Source organism: Bacillus sp. ISL-46, from assembly GCF_018613205.1.
The window spans coordinates 23789-45401 of record NZ_JAGGQR010000051.1 but is presented as its reverse complement, the minus strand read 5'-3'; the positions used below and the strand labels follow the sequence as shown (position 1 = coordinate 45401).

Here is a 21613-nt window from a genome sequence, read left to right as displayed (position 1 = left end):
GGCACTAAAAAGCTACTTTTTAAATTTTTTTCCTATTTTACTGAAAAAGGGTATGATCCCTTTAAGTAATGGTTTATATTGTTTGGTTGTCGTAACGAAGGTGTCATAGGTTTGCATAAGTAAGTCAATATCAACATTGTTCATAAAGTTTTCTATTTTACTCTGGGTGCTTTGCGTCTGTTGCTGCCTGTTTTTATGAGCTGTTGCAGGTTCCTTTTTTCTACGTCCAAAAAACCAATCATCTGAAGACGATCGTTTGTTTTGTTCCGGATTTTCTTTTGCATGGTTTTCGCTTTCTTTGTGTGTTTCTCTACGTTTACGGTTTCCAAACATGAATCTAGAAAAAGGGTCAATTTCTCTTGCCGGCTTTTGTTCTTGATGATGATGATCCCCATCCAATTACTTCTCCACCTCGCTTTTATCCTCTCTTAGATAAGCTATGATTGGTTTTGTATCAAAGTGTGGATACTTGTACAAAAAAATAAAAAAGCAGGCATTTTGATTATTTTTTTTAAAAATTCAACCCTTTCTCAGCGCTTGTCCAGTCCGCTTTATTCTTTTTGCATAGTTTATTAGGGAGAGACAGGAATCTCTCATCCGCCGTAAAGAACAGACATATTATTACCTCCGAAAAGGAGCGTATGACACCAGCATTCGCTTCTTTTTGTTTTTTTCCGGTTGATCCAATTTACGGTACGATTGCGGATTTTTATAACAAACGGGAAGTTGTCCAATCATGTTTCGGTGGAAAAAATATATTAATGGAGAGGATGGAAATGACTTCCTCAATAACGAATGGGTGGTGAAGAAGATATGGGCTATGGTTATGGAGGTTCCGGCGGCGGTTATAGCGGCAACAGCTTTGTTTTAATCGTTGTATTGTTCATTCTATTAATTATCGTTCTTTCAACATTCTAGTTTAGTGGAACAATCTGAGCTTGTTTCATTTGAGCATTAAATCGTCATTTTCAAAATGGGGTGAGAAACATGAGTGATGGACATAGAAATAGTTCAACTGCGTTAATCGTTGTACTTTTCATCTTGCTTATCATCATCGGAGCTTCCTTCATGGGAGGCTACTAATTTAATCAAGTGACAGGTCACTTTTTTGAAGGAAGGACAGGTTGAAATAATCTGTCCTTTTTCCAAGCATAAATAAACAGAATACCTCGTATTCTGAGCAGTCTGCTTGAGAAAGGAGGCAAAAAATTTTTCTAACCTTTCTCAACGCTTGTCCAGTCCTTCTTATTCTTTTTGCATAGCTTATTAGGGAGAGACAGGAATCTCTCCGCCGCCAAGCACACACATAGAATCACCTCTGGAAGAAGCGTATTTCATAATGCATACGCTTCTTCTTGTTTTTATCAGTTAAGAAAAATGACGGTCCGATCGCGGATTTCTTCAAAAAAACGGTGCATGTCCAATCACGTTCTCTTGTAAAAAATATAATAATGGTGGGGATGTAATTAACATCCACAAACGAAATAGGTGGTGAAAAGATATGGGATTTTGCGGTTACGGTGGCGGTTACGGCTACGGCGGTGGTTATAGCGGCAACAGCTTTGTTTTAATCGTTGTATTGTTCATTCTATTAATTATCGTTCTTTCCACATTTTAGTTTTAGAGACAATCTGAACATGTTCATTTGAGAATACAATCGTCATTTTCAAATGATCGATCGGAAGGAAGAGCCTAGTATGGGCTCTTTCTTTCATATGTTTATTCTGCGAAAAGCATATGTGCACAGTATTTAAAAAACGGTTAAGAACAGGAGTCTTAACCGTTTTTTATTTAAAATTGATGCGATTTAAGATTTTTGCTTTTTGATAATGAAAGATGGATTGAGATAATTCAAAGATGGTTCCGTTCGTTAAACAGACGGTGTTTTCGATAATTAAGGCTGGATCGAGCGGATGAACCTGGAGCAATTCCGCACTGGCTTCATCGATTTTTTCGCAATAGATGACTTTGTCCGCAAAACCAATCGTTAATTTTAAGTCGTCGATCAGGTAACTATAAATTGAATTTGAGGCAATCTCTTCGTTTAAGTAGGGGACAATGTCTTTTTTAAAATAACTGATTTCAATCGAGAAGGGTTCTTGATCTACGATGCGGAGCCGCTTAATATAATAAAGCTTGGTTCCGACTTCACACCGCAATTGTTTTGCTTTCTCTTCATCGGCTTCTAGCACGTGTAAATCGAGAATTTTCGTCTCAATGTTTTTTGAAGTCAAATCTTTAGTTAAGCCTCGAAGACTGCCTAAATTGATCGTATCGGTTTCGGATTTTTCCCGTAAGAACATGCCGCTGCCCTGCACCTGATAGATGTGGCCGCGATTGACGAGCTGATTAATGGCTTTTCGAATCGTATTACGGCTCACTTCAAATTGTTTTAGCAGTTCTTCTTCTGTCGGCAGCTTTTTCGTGTGATCGAATTTCCCATCCCGAATGTCCCGTTCTAATTGATCCGCTATTTCTTTATATTTTATAGCCATATAATCTCCCTATTGTTTCGTTCCATTATTTAATGACTTTATTATACATCAAGCCTCCTGATTAATATCAAGAGGCTTTCTTTTTTACTTAGAGCTCTTCTCCTCTCGTCTCAATGATCTGCTTATACCAATGAAACGACAGCTTTTTCTTTCGGTTTAAGTAATCCTTGTGATCGACGTATATGAATCCGTATTGCTTTTTATAACCGTTTAACCAGCTTAGGAGATCAATGACAGACCAGGCGTAATACCCTTTTAAATGAATGCCTTCTTGGATGGCACGCTTAATCACTTTTAAATGCGCTTCAATATATTTAATCCGAGGAACATCGACGATTACACCCTCAATGATCGGATCCTCATCACCGAGTCCGTTTTCGGTTACATACATTTTGATATCTCCATAACGCTCTTTTAACATATGCAGCCCGTCTAAAAATCCTTGCGGTGAGATCTCCCAGCCCCATTTTGTATAGGTTTTATCTTCCATTTTCACGGTCCGATAAAAGCCATCAAACGACGGGTTGCCTGGAGTCAGCGTCGAGGTTTCTCGTGAATGTTCCATGGTTGAAACAGCTTCGTGATTTTTTTCGACACGAATCGGCTGATAATAATTCAGTCCGATAAAATCATTTTTTCCGGCATTTCTTTTTAAGGTATCCAGCTCTTCGTCTGTCCAAGTTGGCGTCCAGCCTTTTTCCTGTAATTGCTCGACCACGTAAGATGGATATTCGCCTTTTAAAATGGGGTCATAATACCAAAACGTTTCATATTCATTGGCATGCCGGGCAGCTAGGACATTCCCGTGTTGGTCATCTACGCTGTAAGCTGGTAAGAATACATGGGTAATTCCAATTTCGCCGTAATGATTCAGCCCCTTATAGACTTCGACGGCTTTTGCATGGGCATAAAACACGTAATGTGTCGCTTGAAAGTATTTTTTCTCATCGTTTTGGATCCCAGGCGGATGCGCCCCTTTTAAATAGCCTAAGCCGGTAAACATAACCGTTTCATTAAAGGTAATCCAATGTTTAACGCGGTCACCGAAGGACCGAAAACAAATTTTCGCATACTTGACGAAGGCTTCCGCTGTTCGCTTATTTGTCCATCCGCCGTCTTCTTCCAGCGTCAGTGGCAAATCCCAATGATAGAGCGTAACAAATGGCACAATCCCATACTTTAAACATTCATCGATCACATTATTATAAAATTCCAAGCCTTTTTCATTAACTTCACCATCACCAGTTGGCAAAATACGTGCCCATGAAATCGAAAATCGGTACGACTCCAATCCCATCTCTGCCATTAATTGAATATCTTCTTTGTAGCGATGATAATGGTCGATGGCTACGTCTCCATTGGTGCCCTCATACGTTTTCCCCGGAATCTTTGAAAAGACATCCCAATTGGTTACCCCTTTACCATCTTCATTCCACGCTCCTTCTATTTGATAAGAAGCAGAAGCAGCGCCGAATAAAAAATCATGCGGAAACTTCATTTATTTCCCCTCCATTTTTATACCAACTTATTAAATTTATTACTATATATATTATTTATAGGTATAAATATCAATATGATTATATACCGTTTTTTTATTTTTGACTAGAAAAACTTCCTAGATAGTATCTACTGAAATGGATCATTAAATCCGAGTGCGATTTAATAATTCATGCCCTTTTATACTCCATATTTCGCCATTTATTATAACCTTTCCCCTTTGTTCAACTACTAACAAGAAAGCTAAAAAGCTGGGGTTTTTCCTGGCTAAGGTCATTGTGTTTGCCGCTTATGGAGAACCTTTTATTTTTTGGACTGGATTTCGGACCGTGGCAGGCTTTTTAGTTACCTTTTTTAATCATGCTGGGATGAAAATTTTAGGTTAAGATACTAGATTCCATGGTTTACTGTCCACTTTTCATAGTTTACTGTCCACTTTTGATTTTTACTGTCCACTTCGATCAACTTACTGTCCACTTTCCCCTATTTACTGTCCACTCCCTTATTTCCACCTCAAACTACCCAAAAAGCCAGTCGATAGACTGGTTCTGGTAACTTTTACTCCTCCTTATTCCATTGGACCAGCCTAAATTCAAGACCTAAAACCATTTAGTTACCTTTTTTAATAAAACCCTGCCATCGGATTTACCCGAAGAACAATTTATCGGCCACTTTCAGGATTTATCGGCCACTTCGATCACTTTATCAGCCACTTTTTCATTATCTGCCGCTTTTCGATTTTATCGGCCACTTTCGGCATTTTATCAGCCACTTGTCTTTTTCCTGCCCCAAACCTCCTAAAAAAACACTAAAAAACTAAAAATCCAGGCCTTCAGCCTGGATCAGGTTATTGTCTTTCCCTTTTCTCAAAACCTAAACCAATAAGTTACCCTTTTTAATAAAAACCCTAGTCAAGTCCATTTAAATGGAAAGGAAGCCTACTCTGGGTTCTTTCTCCTTATGTTTATTTCGAAAAAGGACATGAATGATTTAGTTTTTTCATAAATTGTAAGAGCGATTTAGAAAAGGGGGAAAAGATATGGAAATTCCGGTTACTGGGTTTATCATTCATTCAAGTGATTCAGATATGGATACTGAGCATTCTCACCAATTATATCTGACGTCTTGGAACGGCACACCTATTCATAGACATCATTTTTCAGGAGTGACCTCTTTTATGGGAGGGCATGACCATAGATATACAGGGACAACGGAACCTGCCCCTACTGGTGTACAACATACTCATAATTACTTTACCGTGACTTCGTTGGATGATGGCCATAAACATGAAATCCGAGGCACAACGGGTCCTGCTATTCCCTTACCTGGTGGAGTTGGACATTATCATAATTTTCACGGAGTGACGACAGTTAACGGAGTCCATCCTCATTCACATAAATATAGTGGTACAACTAGCCCTAGCGCCTAGCGAAGTTTCACCCCATTAAAAAGCCGATTTCCTAATGGTGAACTGCACCCGAATTGTTAGAGTGTGTCTAACAATTCGGGTGCAGTTCAAAGGAATCGGCTTTTTTTATCTTCTTTAACTGAGGCATCCTTAATCTTAATAAAGGCACCGCTCCAACTCATTTCTCTATTAATTTTCCACTATCCGTTTCACCCATGTTAAAACACACATAGACTAATGATGACTTTACAAATTATTTATCTAAGGAGATGACTGAATTTTGTATAACCCTTACCAATACAATCCTTATCACTTTAATCAACCACATCATTATAGCCCACACCATTATAAACACACAGTATTAAGTAACGTTGAACCTCTTGTTCAATATGGATTACAAGAAGCCCAGCACACTTCTTTTCCTCATGCCTTACGAGAAGTTGCGGCTATTACGTACCTTATGGGTATGGGATATGAACCTACTGTAGCCCGTAAGATCGTTGAGTCTTGGGAAATAAACGAGGCATTTTATCCAGGGCAGATATGATTCCCAACCTTTCAAAGGGGTAATGAAGCACCGTTTTCACGGTGCTTTCTTGTAAAAATTACTGGTATTGCGAAATTAAAGGTAGCTCCTTGTCTATTTTTTGATTACCCTCTATTCTATAGAACGGACATATTCGGCTATTTTTAATATTTCACCGTCTGTAAACGTAGGCTTTCCTTCATATCGAATTCGCTTAATAACCTCTTCAATCGTATTAGCACTGCCATCATGGAAATAAGGTGCACTTGCCCATACCCCTCTTAATGTTGGAACATCAAAATGAAGAGGATCTCTTGGGTTTGTAAAACCTGCTCTAGCATCACCTTTAGATGGTTTATCTAACGGATTAGTAGTACCGATATTATGCAAATAATTAGTATTTCTAGTTGCCAAATGACCGTTTTCACCAATAGCCTTTACGCTATCAGTAAATTGGGTCCCTGCATGACATGCAATACAGCCTGCTTTCCCTTCAAACAATTTTCTTCCATCCTCTGCTGTAGAGGTCAGGCTTCCATCCTTAGTACGGTAAGGACTTTTTGGGACTGGGAATGAATCTGGATCATCGAGATAGGCAAACATCGCATCATACATATGCCGGACATCTTCAGGGAGTGGTTTTCCCGGATCAAATTCTGTCATGCCACCCATTTCACCCTGCACAGTCAATAGATAATCCGTAAAATCATCACGACTGCCATCCCACATAAATAATCCGGTTTTTGTCGTTAAAACATTGCTTGGAACATCTCTTGGTCCTTTTGGAGTCTTTAAAGTAAGTCCATTTGTTTCACCATCAGCATGACAAGAAATACAACTCATCCAATTATTCCCTGTAATTCCTGTCGCAAACTCTTCGCTATTGGCACTATAAAAAATCGTTTTCCCTTCTCTTACTAGTGGGGACAGAGGATCTTTTGATATCAACTCAAGATTTTCACCTTTCATTTTTGCACGAGCGTATGGACTGTCTCCTCCAGTAGAAATCTCGGCAAGATCATGACTCATAGCGTTGTGAGCATAAACGGTTTCGCCATCTGGTGAAATCACGGCACCTCTTGGATTATTTCCTTCAATTCTTCTTAGAATCTGCGTTGCATTGCCACCACGATTTAAATCAAACACAACGAGATCTTCGCTTCCAGACATGACAACATATGCTTTGTTGCCGTTTGGATGAAAGACGACATCATAAGGATTCGAGGAAATGATTGTGTCATTCTTTTTATCTGTGACATTAATTTCTTCGAACAATTCTTTCCGTTCATCAATCAACTCTTCATCAGTCGTTAAATCAATGACAGAGATGGCTGGAAAAATCGTTTCTTGAAAGTGAATAGGTGCATCAACATTTGTTAACAAGTGAGGAATCCAAGCTTTTTTTCCATCGGGATCTATCACAAATTGTTCTAAGGTATTTGGAATCCCTTGGCTTTTTTTGCGATCGTTATTATCTGGTGAATCGGCAAGGGAAATTACTTTACTTATTTTTTCAGTTTCGGTATTAATCACACTAATTTTCGCATCTAAATAATGCGGAACATATAACTTTTGCCCTTCTGCCGTAATCGCTAATGTTCTAGGTCGATCGCCGACTTTAATCTTAGACTCAACTTTTTTATTAGTTAGATCGATTACTGATAATGTACTAGATCGGTAGTTTGCAACATACAGCTTTTTACCGTCCTGACTTGTTACAACACCATATGGTTCAATTCCGACATCAAGAAAATCGACCACTTTTTCTTTTTCAATTGATAGGATGTCAATTTTATTGTCATACCTACAGGAAACATACAATAAACTTTCATCTGGTGAAAGGGTTAGCTGTACAGGGGATTTTCCGACAGGTATTTCAGCTGTCACCTTTTTTGTTTGACTGTCAACAATGGTAACTGTATTTACATCAATATTGGCTATATAAATGGTATTACCAGCCTTATTCATAACAATATTGTTGCTGTTAACAGCATAGTCGCGGACAACTCCTGGCTCTTTCTCTTTTATAACTGCGTTTATTCCTTCCTTACAACCAACTAACGCCCCCATCAATAGGAGCGTTAACCAGAAAAGGGCAATTTTCTTCACGATTATCTACCCTCTTTATCTTTATTTTTTTACTTCAACAGGTACAAGAACAGGTGCAATGCCGTATTTACCATGACCCGCTTGAGTTTGTGGAACTTGATCTCCATCTGTGTTTCCAGACTCATCACCATCAATGTAAAAATCACCTGTATCCCAGAATTCACTTGCCTGCATTCCTTGTTTAAGATCTGGACCATCTATCACAGTTTCATAAAAATCAACATATCGTGAAATAATGGTTTCCACTTCCAATGCTTCTGGCTGTTTTTCATCACCTTCCATATTGCTTAAGTTATTAATCGCAACACGTAAGACAGCAGATACTCCACCTGCAGTAAAGGCATCATATTTCATTTCGCCTTTCACAGTTTCATAGGCTTTTGCCTCATTATCCCAAAGCGTTTCATCCATTGCTTGATAAACGGTACGAGCAGCATTACGATATTTTTCATCTTTTGTTGCAAGATATGCTGCTGTTAAGCCACGAACGGCACCAAGTTGTGCATTTAATGTTGTTTCCTCATCTGCACCTTTACCGAATGTATAGCCTTTTGCAACTAGGCCTGAATCTGTCATCAGTTTATCAATGATAAAATCTGCTTGTTTTTTAATTAGTTCAATTGCACGTTTACCTTCAACTGTATTTAATCCTTCAGCGTCTTCTGCATTTGCATATCCAACTGGAAGACCATCAATTGCACGCTGGAAAATACGAAGTGATTCAATTGTATAGCCTGCATTAAACGTATCTACATAATTTCCTTGCTCTTTACCATTATGTTCAACTACAAATGCACCTTCTTTTTCATTAAAGTGCATGGCATCAATGTTTTTAAACACATGAAGCAGTACGTCACGGTTAACAGAGTATGGATCGTTTACAGTCACATCGTTTCCTGCATTGTTATCAAGATTTACTTTAGGTGCAGCAGGATAAGGATCACTGTCAAAAAGTGCTCGGAATGATGGTGCGACATTTTTATTTTCTGGACGCTGATCTGTAGTGCCGAAGAATTCAGATGACGGCCAAAGCATTAACCATTGATCTGTTAAAATGCTGCGCGCATCTGTTACTTCTAGTGACTCAGCATTAGGAACGTCTGTATTTCCGTCTTCTTTTACTTGGATTGTATGAGGTAAATACACATAGCCTTTTGATGGATCATACTGACTTCCAACACTTGCTGGAAGTAATCTCTTATCATTTGCCTTGTAAAATAAGTGATTACGAACGTAATTTAATTTGTTCCAAATTTCCTCTACTAGGATGGCTCCCTGCATACCATCTGCTGAGCTGACACCAATGGCGACGTTTTCATTATGATCATCAGTAGGTGTTTCACCTTCCAATTCTTCATCACCGTCTACAGTATGAAACCCACTCATAAAATCTCCGGCCCAAAGAGCTTGTTTTAAGAATGCCCCCCCATATGCTGCTGGATTTAATACTTTATCCATTTTATTACGATCCCATCGAAGTGACTTAAAGTTAACTTGATATTGAGGAACGTAAGTATTTTCATCTCCTGAAGCATAGCTAGAAGTATCTACTTCTTGAATATAATGAGGATCACCTTTTGCATATTCAATAAAGGTAGGAAACATATTCCTATGAATCTCTTCACGAGGATAGCCAACTGCATCAGCTAATTTATAGAAACGCTCTCCTAATAATTCATGTGATTCTTTCCCCTGCTTTTTAGCTAATTCCTTGACAACTGGACCATTAATTAAATGTAGCCCTAACCCTGATTTTTCTACCACTTCATACATAGCTTCCTCTGAATATTCATACGATTCAATTCCTGCTGTATAATCAAACTTTGTGGGCGAATCTAATTTTTTGGGATCAAGAACATCCAAATCAAGCCCTAGTCCCTCTACTAAGGGTTCTCCTGAAAGTTCAAATTCTGCATATGCAAACATGTTACCTGCTGTATCAAACGTATAATCTGTCACAGGTACTGTTACAGAAGCGTTTGTCACTTCTTTACTTACTTGTTGCTCTTGTTCTGATGTTTTTTCTTCTTTAGCAACTTTCTTATCACTCGTACATCCAGCAGTTAGTACTAAAGTGGATGCAAGTGCAATAGATGACATCACTTTCCATGGCTTGTTTTGCATAATAATATCCTTTCAACATCATAATTTATCTATCATCATAATAAAAATAAAAAATAAATTGATTAACATATTAATTAAGAAATATTCTTAATAAGCCTTTTTGGTATAACAGGCTCTTCTAACTTTTTGTTCTTAAAAGAAAGCTTTTGATCTATTCCAAAATATCGGTCTAAACTGAAAACATAACTACTTTGTATAAAAAATAAAATTGCAAATGCGCTTGTATAAAGGGTCAGACTTATTAAATTCATATTTCCTGAAAGAATAAAATTCACATGCATAAAAAGACAAATGAAAACAGAAGGAATAATCATGAATCCAACGATCAAACATATTCCCAAAATAATTTGAACAATAGGAATTGTATAATTGAAGAAAATAACATGATCTAATGCTACATGTTCAATGAAATGCTTATAAAATTCTGGAACATTCGGTTTTTCTACTGCTGTTAATAAATAATGTTCAATAAAAACACCAGGTTCACTAAACCAGTGTTTTTCACTAATCTTCGTTACGCCTGCTAATAGCCATCCTACACCAAAAAGAATACGCATTACAGTTACCAATAATTGCAAAACCACTTTATTAATTAATGTACTCATTATTATCACCTCCTACGAATCTATTAAGAATATTCAACAATCAAAATGATAATGATTATCATTTTCGTTTTGATTTTATAATTAAATGATAATCATTGTCAATGCAAATAAAAGTTCAAATTACATAATATATGATATAATGGAAAATTTAATAGTTTAAAATAGAGTAGTAAAAATATATATTGTAAAAATAAGGAGAAAAAATGGATCGATTTAAAAACGTTTTAATTATTTCTTTTTTATTAGCAAATATTATCGGACTTTGTGTTTGGATTTTTTCTATATCGAAATAGAAAAATTCCTTTATTAACAGCCTCCTTGAAAAGTTAATTTCTTAATGGAGTAACCTTATTCCACTACCCTAACCGTTATCTGAACAAGAAAAAAAGGCTGCCAAAAAGACAACCATATCTTGAACTCAAGCACCCGTTAGCCATCTATGAAGCAGGAGTTTCACCACAGAAAATGAAAGATAATTCGTTCTTTCATGGTAGACAACCATGCCGCGCTGCTTTTTTACTAAATGTTTTAAAGAAAGGAATTGAATAAAAGATTTTTAAATTTGCTTCTTTTTTACAAAATGAGCAGGTGCTATGATAATTATCAACTTTAACAACATGAGGAACGTCAAGTGCTTCGAGAGCTTCAGTTACATGTTTTTTACAAACTAACACTTTTACAACCTACTTTCATCAAATTTTCTTAATGCAATTCAGGATGATTAAAAAAAGTGTCATTTTCTTCAAAAACTTCTATATCACATTGTTTATTTAAAGGGCATTTCACACATTCTTTAAATGATTTCATCTTTTTATAACGATTCGGTTTTTATTTTGTTCTTTAATTGAAAGATGATAATAATCCTTTACAATTTTGTTGATAGCATTCTGACCACTTGTCTCCAATGAATTGGGCGATGGGTTTCACTTATAATGTATTGATAATAAAATCTGTAAGGACAACTAATAAAAGTTTCCAAATGATAATCAGTCAGAGTTTTTATTGAAACTTCATAGCTATTTTTTAACATTTGAATATTCCCCTTTATATAAGGACTTTTCACTTTGTACATTATTCAGTTATCAATTCCAGACAATAATTGATATTCATTATCAATATCTTAAATTATAATTGAAAATGATTATCAATGTCAATTATAAAAAAGAGCGACTTTTCAGTCACTCTTAAAAAATTTTTCTTTATAAAAATATATAAAAGCGTTATCTAATTAGAAATTTTGATGTTATTTTCATCAATGGGTATCATCCAAAGTTTATTCGTCAAAGATAAGGAAAAGGAGGTGCGATACGAATGGCACAAGATGTTCTTTGTGAAGTAGATAACTGTACCTACTGGGGCAACGGAAACAAATGTAATGCAGATGCTATTTATGTAGTCAGTCATAAAGGCAAACAGGCATCCAATAGTGAAGAAACAGATTGCAAAACATTTGTTCTAGAAGCATAATTTTCGTTGGGATAGCCTTTGTATGGTTATCCCTCTAATATTTATAGTATTGATAATAATAATCATTTTCATACTTGTTTATGGATATTTCTTATTTTATTGGAAAAGGAACTGAATAGAAAATATTTATATTAGCTTCCTGTTTACAAAATATACAGGGACTTTTATACAATTTGCTTATTTCTACATGTGGGACGTCAAGACCTTTTAGTGCCTTTTTAACATGGTTTTTACACACCATTACCATATAGAGACCTCACTTTCCTTGATCTATAAATAAATATATGTGCTGTATAAAACATTTATCATCACTCAAATATTGCTGACGTGTACACATTTGAATTTTAATTACAAAAAAAGAGCAGCATTTCAGCCACTCCAATGTTATCCCTTTCTTCTTATTTTCGCTTGAACATCTGATTAAGCAGATTAAACTCCAATCGCTTCTTGATTAGCATTCGATTCTTTGAATAGCTGTTCCCACTGCTCATATAGGCTTTTAGCTGTCTGATAATCATCGAAGCCCGCTTTTAAATCTTCCTGTAATTTCTCTTTTAAATTGCGGCATGATGCCTCCCATTCCTCTAAACTTTTTAAATCAAAAAGTTTTGAAAACCTGGGTTTCATACTTTCCCAATTAGAATAAATGGTATTACACCATTCCAACAATTCTTCACGGTATTGTAGTTCTTCGTCTAAATCCACACATTTATCTGTATCAACCTCAATCTCCTCTTGATAAGCAGCCCTTTCCGTTATTCCTTCATGGAATGGTTGTTCCTCTTCCCATTCCAAACGTTGATCAGAATCGACTTCAATCTCTTCTTGATTCGCATTCGTTTCCAATAATTCCTCATGGAATGGTTGTTCCTCTTCCAATTCCAAACGTGTATCAGAGCTGACTTCAATCTCTTCTTGATAAGCATTCGTTTCTTTGAAAAGCTGTTCCCACTGTTCATATAGGCTTTTAGCGTTCAGATAATCATCGAAGTCCACGTTTAAATCTGACTGTAATTTCTCTTTTAATTGACGGCATGATCCTTCCCATTCCTCTAACCTTTCCCTATCATAGAGCCTGGTAACCTTTGGTTTCATACTTTCCCAATTAGAATAAATGGTATTACACCATTCCAACAAATCATCGCGGTATTGTTTTTGTTCTTCCATTTTGAAACATTCCCCTCACCAAGGTTATTTATTTTTTCTCATCCTGATTATAAGGACCACAAATTTATACTATGTTCCACGATTGTCCTAGGATTAGACATTCACCCATATGTAAATAACAACATGACATCATAAAACGGAGAGGTTTCAAGATGCTATTTATCAGCTCTAAGTTTTTATTCACTCAATATCAAGATTATCTTAAGAAATTAGGAGAACAAAACTGCCAAGAGGACCTTGCTGCTTTTTCTGTAGTTGAATTAAAGATTGATGAGGAACACTTTATACAATTTCAAAACGAATTAAACGATTTATTGACTAAATACTACAATACTACGAGCAAGAAAACAGAGTCTCCGGTTCGAACAATTGCTTTTACAATTATTCCAGATGCTTAACAGACTAGAAAAAGAGAGTCTTAATTTACCTCGATGGCTTGGAGTATTCTCCGAGTCATTATTTATGAAAAAAAACTTTCTCCAACGTTGGGAAGAGCTTCAATAAGGAGCTGATCACTCAGCTTCGGTTTACTAAGTCGACTGTTCAATAATTAATTCTTTCTATATAAATAATGGTATTTCCTTTAATCTACAATACATTTGTTCTTTAAATAACTTGCTCAGTTGGCAGAAGAAGGAAATAGGGATATTGGTCTATCTAACCCCAAAAAACTTAGTACTTTACACTCGTTGACTAAAATATCAGTTTAAACGATAATGATAATCGTTATCAATGATAATAATTGTCAATTATTTAGGGGGCTTTATTATGTTTATTACATTTTTAAAGGAAAACCGTTTTGTCTCACTGCTACTTACTTTACTTCGACTCTATCTTGGTTGGCAGTGGTTAAATGCTGGTTGGGGAAAAATCTCTAGTGGGAAATTTGATGCAAGCGGCTTTTTGGATGGAGCAGTAAAAAATATGTCTGGTGAACACCCTGCTGTTCAACCTTGGTGGGGGAACTTTTTAAAAGAGGTAGCATTACCATCTGTCGATCTTTTTAATGTAATCGTTCCTTGGGGTGAATTTTTAGTAGGTCTCGGATTAATTTTAGGTATTTTCACTTCATTTTCTATACTAATGGGGCTTACTATGAACTTTGCTTATATGTTCTCTGGAACAACAAGTACCAATCCACAAATGGCTTTACTAGGGATGTTTATTCTAGTTGCTGGACTAAATGCGGGAAAAATTGGTTTGGATCGATGGTCAATACCTTTTTTAAAAAGATTATTTTTAAAAAAAGCAGAGAAAGAACAATTTCCCCAAAGTGCTTAAAGGGAAGACAAAATCAGCAATTTGTCTAAAAATACGAAAAACGTCTGCTTTATAAGCAAACGTTCTTTGGAGGTAAATCTTTATAAATATTTGGATTTGGTTTAGTAATAATATATGTACAAGATATTAAAACTGAATAGGCAAGTGCTGAGCTAAATGAAAAAAAGTTCTCCAAAATCAGGCTTAACTCATTGGTTATTCACATGAAAGGCTGCATAAGCTAGAGTGTAGCCAAAACCCCATAACCAATCCATGGACCATACACCTTCATGAGTTATAGTTTCAACCAAAAAAGCCCTTATAGGGCTTTTTTTAGTTAAGAAAATTGTTTCTTCTTAGAAGCAGATTACTGCTCCTACGATGATTAACAAGATAAACAATACAACAATTAAAGCAAAACCGCCGCCATAGCCGACACCGCCGTAGCCATAGCCACAACCACCACCATAACCAAACATATTATAGACCTCCTTTAGGATTATTCCTTACAATTTATGTTAAGAGCTTAGGAATGTGAAGGGCTTTTTCACTAGGTCTTTTACGAGACAAATACATTCCCTATGACGAAAACCCGCCTTATGTACGAATAGCTAATTTCTTTAAAATCTTAATAACCAAGAAAAATACCATTCGGCAGTTTTTTGTCGAGTAGATATAGGACGTAAGCCGTTACTTTTGTCCAATGGTTGCATTTATTATAGTAATTGCTTTTAAAAGCGCCTTGATAAAGGTTTTATAACCCTTTTGTTAGGCAATTACACTAATTGGACCATGTGGAGGTAAATTAATGGCATTAAAAAAGAAAGACAAGTTCTTTAATCATTTAAATAGTATTTCTTTAAATTTAAAAGAAAGTGCAAACTACTTTGCTGACTACAAATTAAAAAATGTTAGTGATCTTAAAATTTTTTCCGAAACGATGAAAGAATTTGAATCAAACGGAGATGCCATGGTTCATGACCTGATTAGAGATCTAAATAATGCCTTTATCACTCCATTTGAGCGTGAAGATATTTTAGCTCTTTCCATCAGCATGGATGATATATTGGACGGCTTATACCATACAGCTGCCCTATTTGAAATGTACTCTATTTTTGAAATGGACAATTATACACTTAAATTTGTTGATGAGATCAAAAATTGTGCCGCGGAAATTGATGCAGCGATTGAACTGCTTTCCACTAAGAAATTGCTTCATATAAGAGAACACGCAATCAAAATTAAAGAAATTGAGTCGAATTGCGACCACATTCTGCGTGCATCCATTAAACATTTGTTTACCGCTGAGCTTGACCCTATCCGAATTATTAAATACAAACAAATCTATGAAGGTCTAGAAGAAATCGCGAACTGCTGTCAAGCAGTGGCGAATTCGTTTGAAACCATTATTATGAAGAATGCGTGACACGTTTCATCATCCAGAAGGTATTTTGTTCTCTAACTTATTTCCATATTGCACCAAATTGTTTCGAAGGTTTTAACACTTACACACCATCAAATGATTGCCATCAGGGTCTTTAAAATTGAACCATTGGTTATGCTCTATTCCTGTTGTTATTTCTACCTTCTTTTCCTTCATATACTCGTAAGCATTTTCTATATTATTAGTATTGAAATGAAATAGTGGGGCATTTAATATATTTTCAACTGAAAAAATTTTGCTATCTAATACAATCCCTGTTCCATTCATAGGTACTATAAACAAATGACCAAATAATATTTCGCCTTCTGCTGCTAAACCAAGTATGTCACAATACCAATTACGTGCCTCAACAATATTACTTACAGGAATAAAAACTGTACCGATTTGATTTAGTATAGGATTCATAAATACCTCCAATAAATGACATTAATTCACTTTAAGAATCAATTCGTCGAAAGGTCTCTTTTTCCCTTTTCTTATTGAACTAATCTGCAACTATAGTTCAATAAGAAAAGGGCTGCATCTGCAAGCCCTCTTTCTTGAAGTAAAGCACCAGATAGTTTAAGTACAAAATTTCACAATCTTTCTTGTAAAGAATGTTGTTGAACAAAAGCACCTTTTTATTTAGGAAACCTTAATAGCTTCAATTTAGCTCACTCTTTTACTCCATGAACGAGCGTTCGTTCGAGGCATCGTATTTTAGAATGTCCATTCTCATCCTGTTTCCCCACTTTTTTAAAAACGGCGCCGACTCATGTCTTTCAACATGGGCCGTCAGCGATTCTTGATCTTGCCACCGCTGGACAGTCAGCATGCGTCCGGCGCGCGCATCTTCCAAAGTAAAGGCATAAAAGAGGCATCCATTTTCAGCTCTCGTGCTGGAAACGACGGCCTGAACGTCTGCAGTGAACTCATTCACATCAGACGGATTTAGGTGAACGTAACCCATGAGTATAATCATTGTTGTTCATCCTTTTTTTCTTAATTTAAGTTAGCAAATTTTTTCAAAGCTCATTCGCGGTCCTCGCTAGTGGAACGCTGCAAAATTTTGCGACGTTCCACTAGGAGTGCGATAATCATTCGAGCTGTCGTCCTTACACAACCGTGAGCACGATCTTGCCTTGGATGTGCCCACGGGCGGCTCGTTCGTGCGCCTTGCGAGCATCGGCAAGTGGAAACGTGCTGTCGATGGCGACGCGAACCTTCCCGGCATCGAGCAAGCGCCCTAATTCCGCTAGCTGCGGGCCGTTTGAGCGCACTTGGGTCATCGATACCGTGACGCCCAGCTTTGCGGCCTCCTCGGCGTCGGAGAAGCCTATGAACACTGGGAACAAAGCGCCACCACGCTTGAGCGTACGCAAGAAACGACCGGTTGTTGGACCTCCGAGGGTATCGAGGACGAGATCAACGTCATGGGCGATGTCCTCGGGAGGGCTCTTGGTGTAGTCGATGAATTCGTCTGCACCGAGCTCTCGCAGGAACGACTCATGCTTGCCCGATGCCACCGCGATGACATGCGCACCCTTCCATTTAGCCAGTTGCACCGCTAAGTGCCCCACGCCGCCCGCGGCACCATTGACGAGTACCGTCTTGCCGTTGAGCGGCAGCGGGCGATGCGACTCCGGTTGAAACGGATTCGCTTCATTGTGCCCCAACTCGATCAGGAACTGCCATCCGGTGAGACCTGCCATCGGCGCCCCTGCGGCGTGCACGTGATCGATGCCAGCCGGTTTGAGTGCAAGATCCGACGCTGGCGCGGCGACGTACTCGGCATATGCAGCGCTCTCCCCCATGCTAGGAAAGCGAACCATGCCGAAAACTTCATCGCCGATGGAGAAGCCTTGCACATCCGTGGCTACCGCCTCGACGACGCCCGACATGTCCGACCCCAGAATGAAGGGAAAGGACACCGCCGGCTGCCACTCAGGAGGAAGATCCTTATACCCCTCGCGCAGGTACCAGTCGGGGGGGTTGATGCCAACCGCGTGAACGCGGACAAGCACCTCACCCGGTTTCAGTTCGGGAAGCGGGGCCTCCTCGTAACGCAGTACCTCAGGGCCGCCGAATTCGTGCAGCCGAATCGCCTTCATTGTGTTTGTAGACATCGCTTTCTCCTTTCACACAAATGTGTTATCCTTATGTAGAGCAGTGCTCCACTTAAACGGGTCACTGTTCCGTTTATTATTATACGGAGCACCGCTCCGATTGTCAAGGAGGAATCAGATGCGAGCTGATGCGAAGAAAAACTATGAGCACATACTCGCAGTCGCGAGCGTCGTTGTAACCGAGCACGGCGTCGATGCATCGCTGCGCGATATCGCTCGCAGAGCTGGTGTCGGGCTCGGCACACTGTATCGTCATTTCCCGACGAGAGAGGCGCTGCTCGAAGCTTTGCTCCGCGCAAGCTTCGACGAGTTTACGACAAAGGCAAGTGAGCTCGAAACTGCGAGTTCACCCGATGATGCACTCGTGTCGTGGCTACGCGACGTCGTTGCATTCACGGGCAACTATCAAGGTGTTGTGGACGCGATGATGGCAGCCAAGGAGGACACGGAGTCCGCACTCCACGCTTCATGCGTCACGATGCGCACGGCAGGCACGCGACTTCTCGCTCGCGCTCAGGCCGAGGGTCTGGCGCGTACCGACATGGATGGTGATGACCTGTTCTCGCTAGCTGCTGCGCTTGCGTGGCTCAGCAACCAACCCTCGTCCGCGCCACGAGCTGAGCATCTCTTCAGTATTATCGCGAGCGCGATCTTGACGAATCGAGCGAGCAGCGATTTCAGGGCGCGGCCGCACAACTGATGATGGAGCGCCGCCAAGAAGGGCATGGCGGAGGCACTGAGTACGTTGATTGGCGGCCCAGATGCCCTCTACAGAGGAACTCTGGCCCGCCTCGCCGCTCCTATCACGGCGCTGATCGACCGTGCAGTCAAAACAAGCCCCCCAAGCTTCGCGGGTACTACCCCTTATAGGAATTCAATGCATCTAGGATACTAAAATAATCTCCTTTAGCTTTGAGCCAAAGGAGATTATTTATAATTCCAGTAATGTTTGTTTGAGTGCGAATTATTATTAGATGACAGAATGTCCGTGTTCAGATAATATCTGTAAAGTTTGTTCTAAAGTGTCTGACTTAACTAGAAGATAATCTGTGTTATAAGTAGAAATGGCAAAGATACTAATTTTAGCTTCAGCAAGTGGGAAAGCAAGGGAAGATAATACTCCTGTCATTGAAAAATCAAGAGGTCCTTCCACTTTAATACATCTCCATTCGTTACTTATTTCAATATTTTCAACATGCGACGGTACTACTTCTTCCGTACAAACTATAGATAGTTCTTCATCTGTATAAGTAATTGAGACAAAGTTTTTATTTTCAAGAGCCCATTTAGCACTTTGATTTTACCACATTCCTTGTTTCACTAACCCGCCACGTTACTTCAATAAGAAAAAGCATTACCGTTGTTCAGTAATGCCCCCGTTACTTTAAGTTCACCATTTCACAATCTTTGTTACATATACTAAGAATAGTTTGTTCGGGCAACATTATCGAAACCTATTTTTTGGCTCCTCGCGCAATGACATAAAAAATCCCCTTTAGTTAATCAAGCTTACTTTTATTTCGTCCAAATTGAATCTCAGTAGTTCTTCCTTTGGAGTAAGTGGCTTCTTTGTTTTTAATAAAATAAATGAACCGAGCCAAGCATTATAACAATCTGCTACGTGTACCAATGAGTCTCTCACACTTTGCCAACCATATCCATTGTGGCGAGTAAAGTCATTGGGTTCTAGTTTCCTACAAAACTCTAGCAGCGTTCCTCGAGTATGTCGGACCCATTCATATTCGTTTTGATCCATTATATACACCCACTTTTTTTTAGAATGATAAAACTTATTCTTTATATGTAAAAATAGACCCCTACTTTAGCCCAATAAAAAAAGCCTCAAATCTGAGGCTTTTTTGTCAATTTATTGTAAAGATAGTAAAGTCATTTGTTGACCTCTTTTTCCTTCAAGTGTTAGGGTCACTTTTTCCCCTTGATGTTCAAATAATTCATTTAACATGCTGCCTGATGCTTTGGCAGCATACGTGATCCCATTAGATGTGATAAACCGAAACGTTCCTTGAGGGTCCACCCCTCCTATATTTGCTGTAACTTTTATTTGATTCGTAGCAGCTGCTGTTGTGGCAGGGATTTTAATTTCTTGGCCAATTTTCAACTTTGCTGAGTCTACGGTTGGATTTAGTTCTTGAATCGATGCGACAGAAATATTTAGGGCTTTACTGATTTTTGTAAAATTGTCACCCGGCTTAATCACATACACTGATGTAATTGGTTTTGTTGTTGCTGGCAGGTTAGTAGTTAAATAGGTTTCACTCACATACGCAGCTTTGCCTTTGAATTTAATCTGAGCCCATCCATTTATAGATGCTTCGACAGAAACTCGATCGTTTAATCGTAACGTACCTATTACAGCACTACTCGTAGAGGCAGCTTCTCTCACTCTCAAGGAAGTGGCCGTTACATACATGGGTTTGGCTTGAGTGACCGCTGGTTTCGTCGTTTCTTCTTGTGTGGTAAGATAATTGGCACTCACAAAACAAACTCTTCCTTTGATCAGAATGCCAGCCCAGCCGTTTTCTATGAAGGAGACCTTCACTACATCCCCTTGTATATATTTTCCGATGACACTGCTTTCAGTCCTCGGGTGTGACCGAACATTTAGGGTGGTAGCGGTAACTGTTCTGTTATGTACTTTTGGTAAAAGAATTTTTTTACCGTTAATGGAAGTTCGTCCATTGGCCTCTACTATTTCTTGTGCTGTTACTCCATGTGCGGCAGCGATATCTTCGATTTTTTCACCGTTTTTTACCTGATATGTATATTCCTGAATAAAGGCTGCATTTGATGTGCTTGCAAAAAAGCTAAGGACTACGGTAAAAATACCCGTCACAACCAGTTTTTTTACTGGGCTAGTTTGTATCCATTGGTTCACCTGTGACACATATGTATTCCAATTGGCACGAATATCTTTTAGGAATCCTTTGACATCTAATACATTTCGAATATCAAAATAATTGACGCGTTGATCATATTCGCGTTTTTCCATCCTTGAAGTGAACTCTGGGACAGGTTTGATTTGCTTGCTTTTTCCGTGGGTTTCTTTCCTGATTCGTGTTAATTCACCATTTTCAAATAATTCTTTCGTCATAATATCTTGTTCTCCTATTTCCTGTTTAGGGTCATTCATTTGTTCTCATTTAAGAAAAATGGACGATTATGTATTTTTTTAAGGCAGACGATCATGGTTAACACTAAATGCGGCCCATGACCATTTACCTCCCCTATGTATATTTCGACATTTTCCATCATATTCTGTCCCAATTTTCGTTAGTTTTTCAGAAATATACGAAAATACTGGAGACTGACTACGTCACTATGACAAATTTTTCAAGGGCATTCCCCTATATATTTGCATACGTATATAAGGAATGGAGTGAAATAC

The 21613-nt window shown here is 38.3% G+C and carries 23 protein-coding genes and 2 pseudogenes; 10 read left to right on the top strand and 15 right to left on the bottom strand.

All coding sequences use genetic code 11. The features are described 5' to 3' along the window. Nucleotides 1–12: 12 nt before the first annotated feature. On the bottom strand, nt 13–399 hold the full coding sequence (locus J7E67_RS23640) for a YppG family protein (protein ID WP_214711877.1): 387 nt from the start codon (nt 397–399) through the stop codon (nt 13–15). 414 nt (nt 400–813) lie between these two features. Here J7E67_RS23640 and J7E67_RS23635 point away from each other — a divergent pair, with 414 nt between their 5' ends. The 3 genes from J7E67_RS23635 (at nt 814) to J7E67_RS23625 (ending at nt 1618) form a co-directional block, all read left to right on the top strand. Then, the gene (locus J7E67_RS23635) at nt 814–918 is read left to right on the top strand and encodes a YjcZ family sporulation protein (protein WP_214711878.1); all 105 of its coding nucleotides are present in this window, start codon (nt 814–816) and stop codon (nt 916–918) included. Nucleotides 919–987: 69 nt separating this feature from the next. Then, nucleotides 988–1083 (top strand): YjcZ family sporulation protein, encoded by a 96-nt coding sequence (locus J7E67_RS23630; RefSeq protein WP_214711879.1) that lies wholly within the window; start codon nt 988–990, stop codon nt 1081–1083. Nucleotides 1084–1501: 418 nt separating this feature from the next. Next, nucleotides 1502–1618: a YjcZ family sporulation protein gene (locus J7E67_RS23625; protein ID WP_168241186.1), complete on the top strand. Its 117-nt coding sequence runs from the start codon at nt 1502–1504 to the stop codon at nt 1616–1618. Between the two features lie 169 nt (nt 1619–1787). On the opposite strand, the gene J7E67_RS23620 is transcribed toward J7E67_RS23625, so the two are convergent. Together J7E67_RS23620 and J7E67_RS23615 are read right to left on the bottom strand one after the other, a co-directional pair. Further along, entirely contained in the window at nt 1788–2495 is a 708-nt protein-coding gene (locus tag J7E67_RS23620; protein WP_214732933.1) for a GntR family transcriptional regulator, read from the bottom strand. A gap of 88 nt (nt 2496–2583) precedes the next feature. Continuing rightward, nucleotides 2584–3993: a GH1 family beta-glucosidase gene (locus J7E67_RS23615; protein WP_214732932.1), complete on the bottom strand. Its 1410-nt coding sequence runs from the start codon at nt 3991–3993 to the stop codon at nt 2584–2586. Between the two features lie 1038 nt (nt 3994–5031). Here J7E67_RS23615 and J7E67_RS23610 point away from each other — a divergent pair. Further along, nucleotides 5032–5421, top strand: a complete 390-nt coding sequence (locus tag J7E67_RS23610; RefSeq protein WP_214711882.1) for a YmaF family protein — start codon at nt 5032–5034, stop codon at nt 5419–5421. Between the two features lie 259 nt (nt 5422–5680). Then, on the top strand, nt 5681–5947 hold the full coding sequence (locus tag J7E67_RS23605) for a hypothetical protein (protein WP_214732931.1): 267 nt from the start codon (nt 5681–5683) through the stop codon (nt 5945–5947). A 111-nt stretch (nt 5948–6058) separates the two neighbouring features. On the opposite strand, the gene J7E67_RS23600 is transcribed toward J7E67_RS23605, so the two are convergent. The 3 genes from J7E67_RS23600 to J7E67_RS23590 all read right to left on the bottom strand — a co-directional run bounded on the left by J7E67_RS23600 (nt 6059) and on the right by J7E67_RS23590 (nt 10764). Then, nucleotides 6059–7996 (bottom strand): beta-propeller fold lactonase family protein, encoded by a 1938-nt coding sequence (locus J7E67_RS23600; RefSeq protein WP_214732976.1) that lies wholly within the window; start codon nt 7994–7996, stop codon nt 6059–6061. Between the two features lie 60 nt (nt 7997–8056). Next, complete coding sequence (locus J7E67_RS23595) at nt 8057–10159, bottom strand: hypothetical protein (RefSeq protein ID WP_214732930.1); 2103 nt, start codon at nt 10157–10159, stop codon at nt 8057–8059. 74 nt (nt 10160–10233) lie between these two features. Next, nucleotides 10234–10764, bottom strand: a complete 531-nt coding sequence (locus J7E67_RS23590) for a DoxX family membrane protein (protein ID WP_214732929.1) — start codon at nt 10762–10764, stop codon at nt 10234–10236. A gap of 1311 nt (nt 10765–12075) precedes the next feature. Here J7E67_RS23590 and J7E67_RS23585 point away from each other — a divergent pair. Then, nucleotides 12076–12231, top strand: a complete 156-nt coding sequence (locus tag J7E67_RS23585; RefSeq protein WP_214711887.1) for a DUF1540 domain-containing protein — start codon at nt 12076–12078, stop codon at nt 12229–12231. 429 nt (nt 12232–12660) lie between these two features. Here the strand turns inward: J7E67_RS23585 and J7E67_RS23580 are convergent, their stop codons facing one another. Next, entirely contained in the window at nt 12661–13398 is a 738-nt protein-coding gene (locus J7E67_RS23580) for a hypothetical protein (protein ID WP_214732928.1), read from the bottom strand. Nucleotides 13399–13574: 176 nt separating this feature from the next. Here J7E67_RS23580 and J7E67_RS23575 point away from each other — a divergent pair. Together J7E67_RS23575 and J7E67_RS23570 are read left to right on the top strand one after the other, a co-directional pair. Beyond that, nucleotides 13575–13796 (top strand): annotated as a pseudogene (locus J7E67_RS23575) (transcriptional regulator); the annotation flags it as partial. Between the two features lie 370 nt (nt 13797–14166). Beyond that, nucleotides 14167–14679, top strand: a complete 513-nt coding sequence (locus J7E67_RS23570) for a DoxX family protein (protein ID WP_214732927.1) — start codon at nt 14167–14169, stop codon at nt 14677–14679. Between the two features lie 335 nt (nt 14680–15014). Here the strand turns inward: J7E67_RS23570 and J7E67_RS23565 are convergent, their stop codons facing one another. Then, complete coding sequence (locus J7E67_RS23565; protein ID WP_214711891.1) at nt 15015–15137, bottom strand: YjcZ family sporulation protein; 123 nt, start codon at nt 15135–15137, stop codon at nt 15015–15017. Nucleotides 15138–15466: 329 nt separating this feature from the next. Here J7E67_RS23565 and J7E67_RS23560 point away from each other — a divergent pair, with 329 nt between their 5' ends. Then, complete coding sequence (locus tag J7E67_RS23560) at nt 15467–16084, top strand: DUF47 domain-containing protein (protein ID WP_214732926.1); 618 nt, start codon at nt 15467–15469, stop codon at nt 16082–16084. Nucleotides 16085–16156: 72 nt separating this feature from the next. Here J7E67_RS23560 and J7E67_RS23555 read toward each other — a convergent pair whose 3' ends face one another. The 3 genes from J7E67_RS23555 to J7E67_RS23545 form a co-directional block, all read right to left on the bottom strand. Further along, entirely contained in the window at nt 16157–16507 is a 351-nt protein-coding gene (locus J7E67_RS23555) for a VOC family protein (RefSeq protein WP_214732925.1), read from the bottom strand. Nucleotides 16508–16763: 256 nt separating this feature from the next. Beyond that, complete coding sequence (locus tag J7E67_RS23550; protein ID WP_214732924.1) at nt 16764–17063, bottom strand: putative quinol monooxygenase; 300 nt, start codon at nt 17061–17063, stop codon at nt 16764–16766. Nucleotides 17064–17196: 133 nt separating this feature from the next. Further along, entirely contained in the window at nt 17197–18207 is a 1011-nt protein-coding gene (locus J7E67_RS23545) for an NADP-dependent oxidoreductase (RefSeq protein ID WP_214732923.1), read from the bottom strand. Nucleotides 18208–18325: 118 nt separating this feature from the next. Here J7E67_RS23545 and J7E67_RS23540 point away from each other — a divergent pair, with 118 nt between their 5' ends. Next, nucleotides 18326–18907, top strand: coding sequence for a TetR/AcrR family transcriptional regulator (locus tag J7E67_RS23540; RefSeq protein WP_214732922.1), 582 nt, complete (start codon nt 18326–18328; stop codon nt 18905–18907). Nucleotides 18908–19177: 270 nt separating this feature from the next. Here J7E67_RS23540 and J7E67_RS31485 read toward each other — a convergent pair whose 3' ends face one another. From J7E67_RS31485 to J7E67_RS23525, 4 genes and pseudogenes are all read right to left on the bottom strand, one after another. Continuing rightward, nucleotides 19178–19393, bottom strand: a complete 216-nt coding sequence (locus J7E67_RS31485) for an ACT domain-containing protein (protein WP_374223938.1) — start codon at nt 19391–19393, stop codon at nt 19178–19180. 24 nt (nt 19394–19417) lie between these two features. Further along, nucleotides 19418–19483 (bottom strand): annotated as a pseudogene (locus tag J7E67_RS32380) (ACT domain-containing protein); the annotation flags it as partial. A 219-nt stretch (nt 19484–19702) separates the two neighbouring features. Further along, nucleotides 19703–19963, bottom strand: a complete 261-nt coding sequence (locus J7E67_RS23530; protein WP_214732921.1) for a DinB family protein — start codon at nt 19961–19963, stop codon at nt 19703–19705. A 111-nt stretch (nt 19964–20074) separates the two neighbouring features. After that, entirely contained in the window at nt 20075–21319 is a 1245-nt protein-coding gene (locus J7E67_RS23525) for an SH3 domain-containing protein (protein WP_214732920.1), read from the bottom strand. Nucleotides 21320–21613 lie beyond the last annotated feature (294 nt).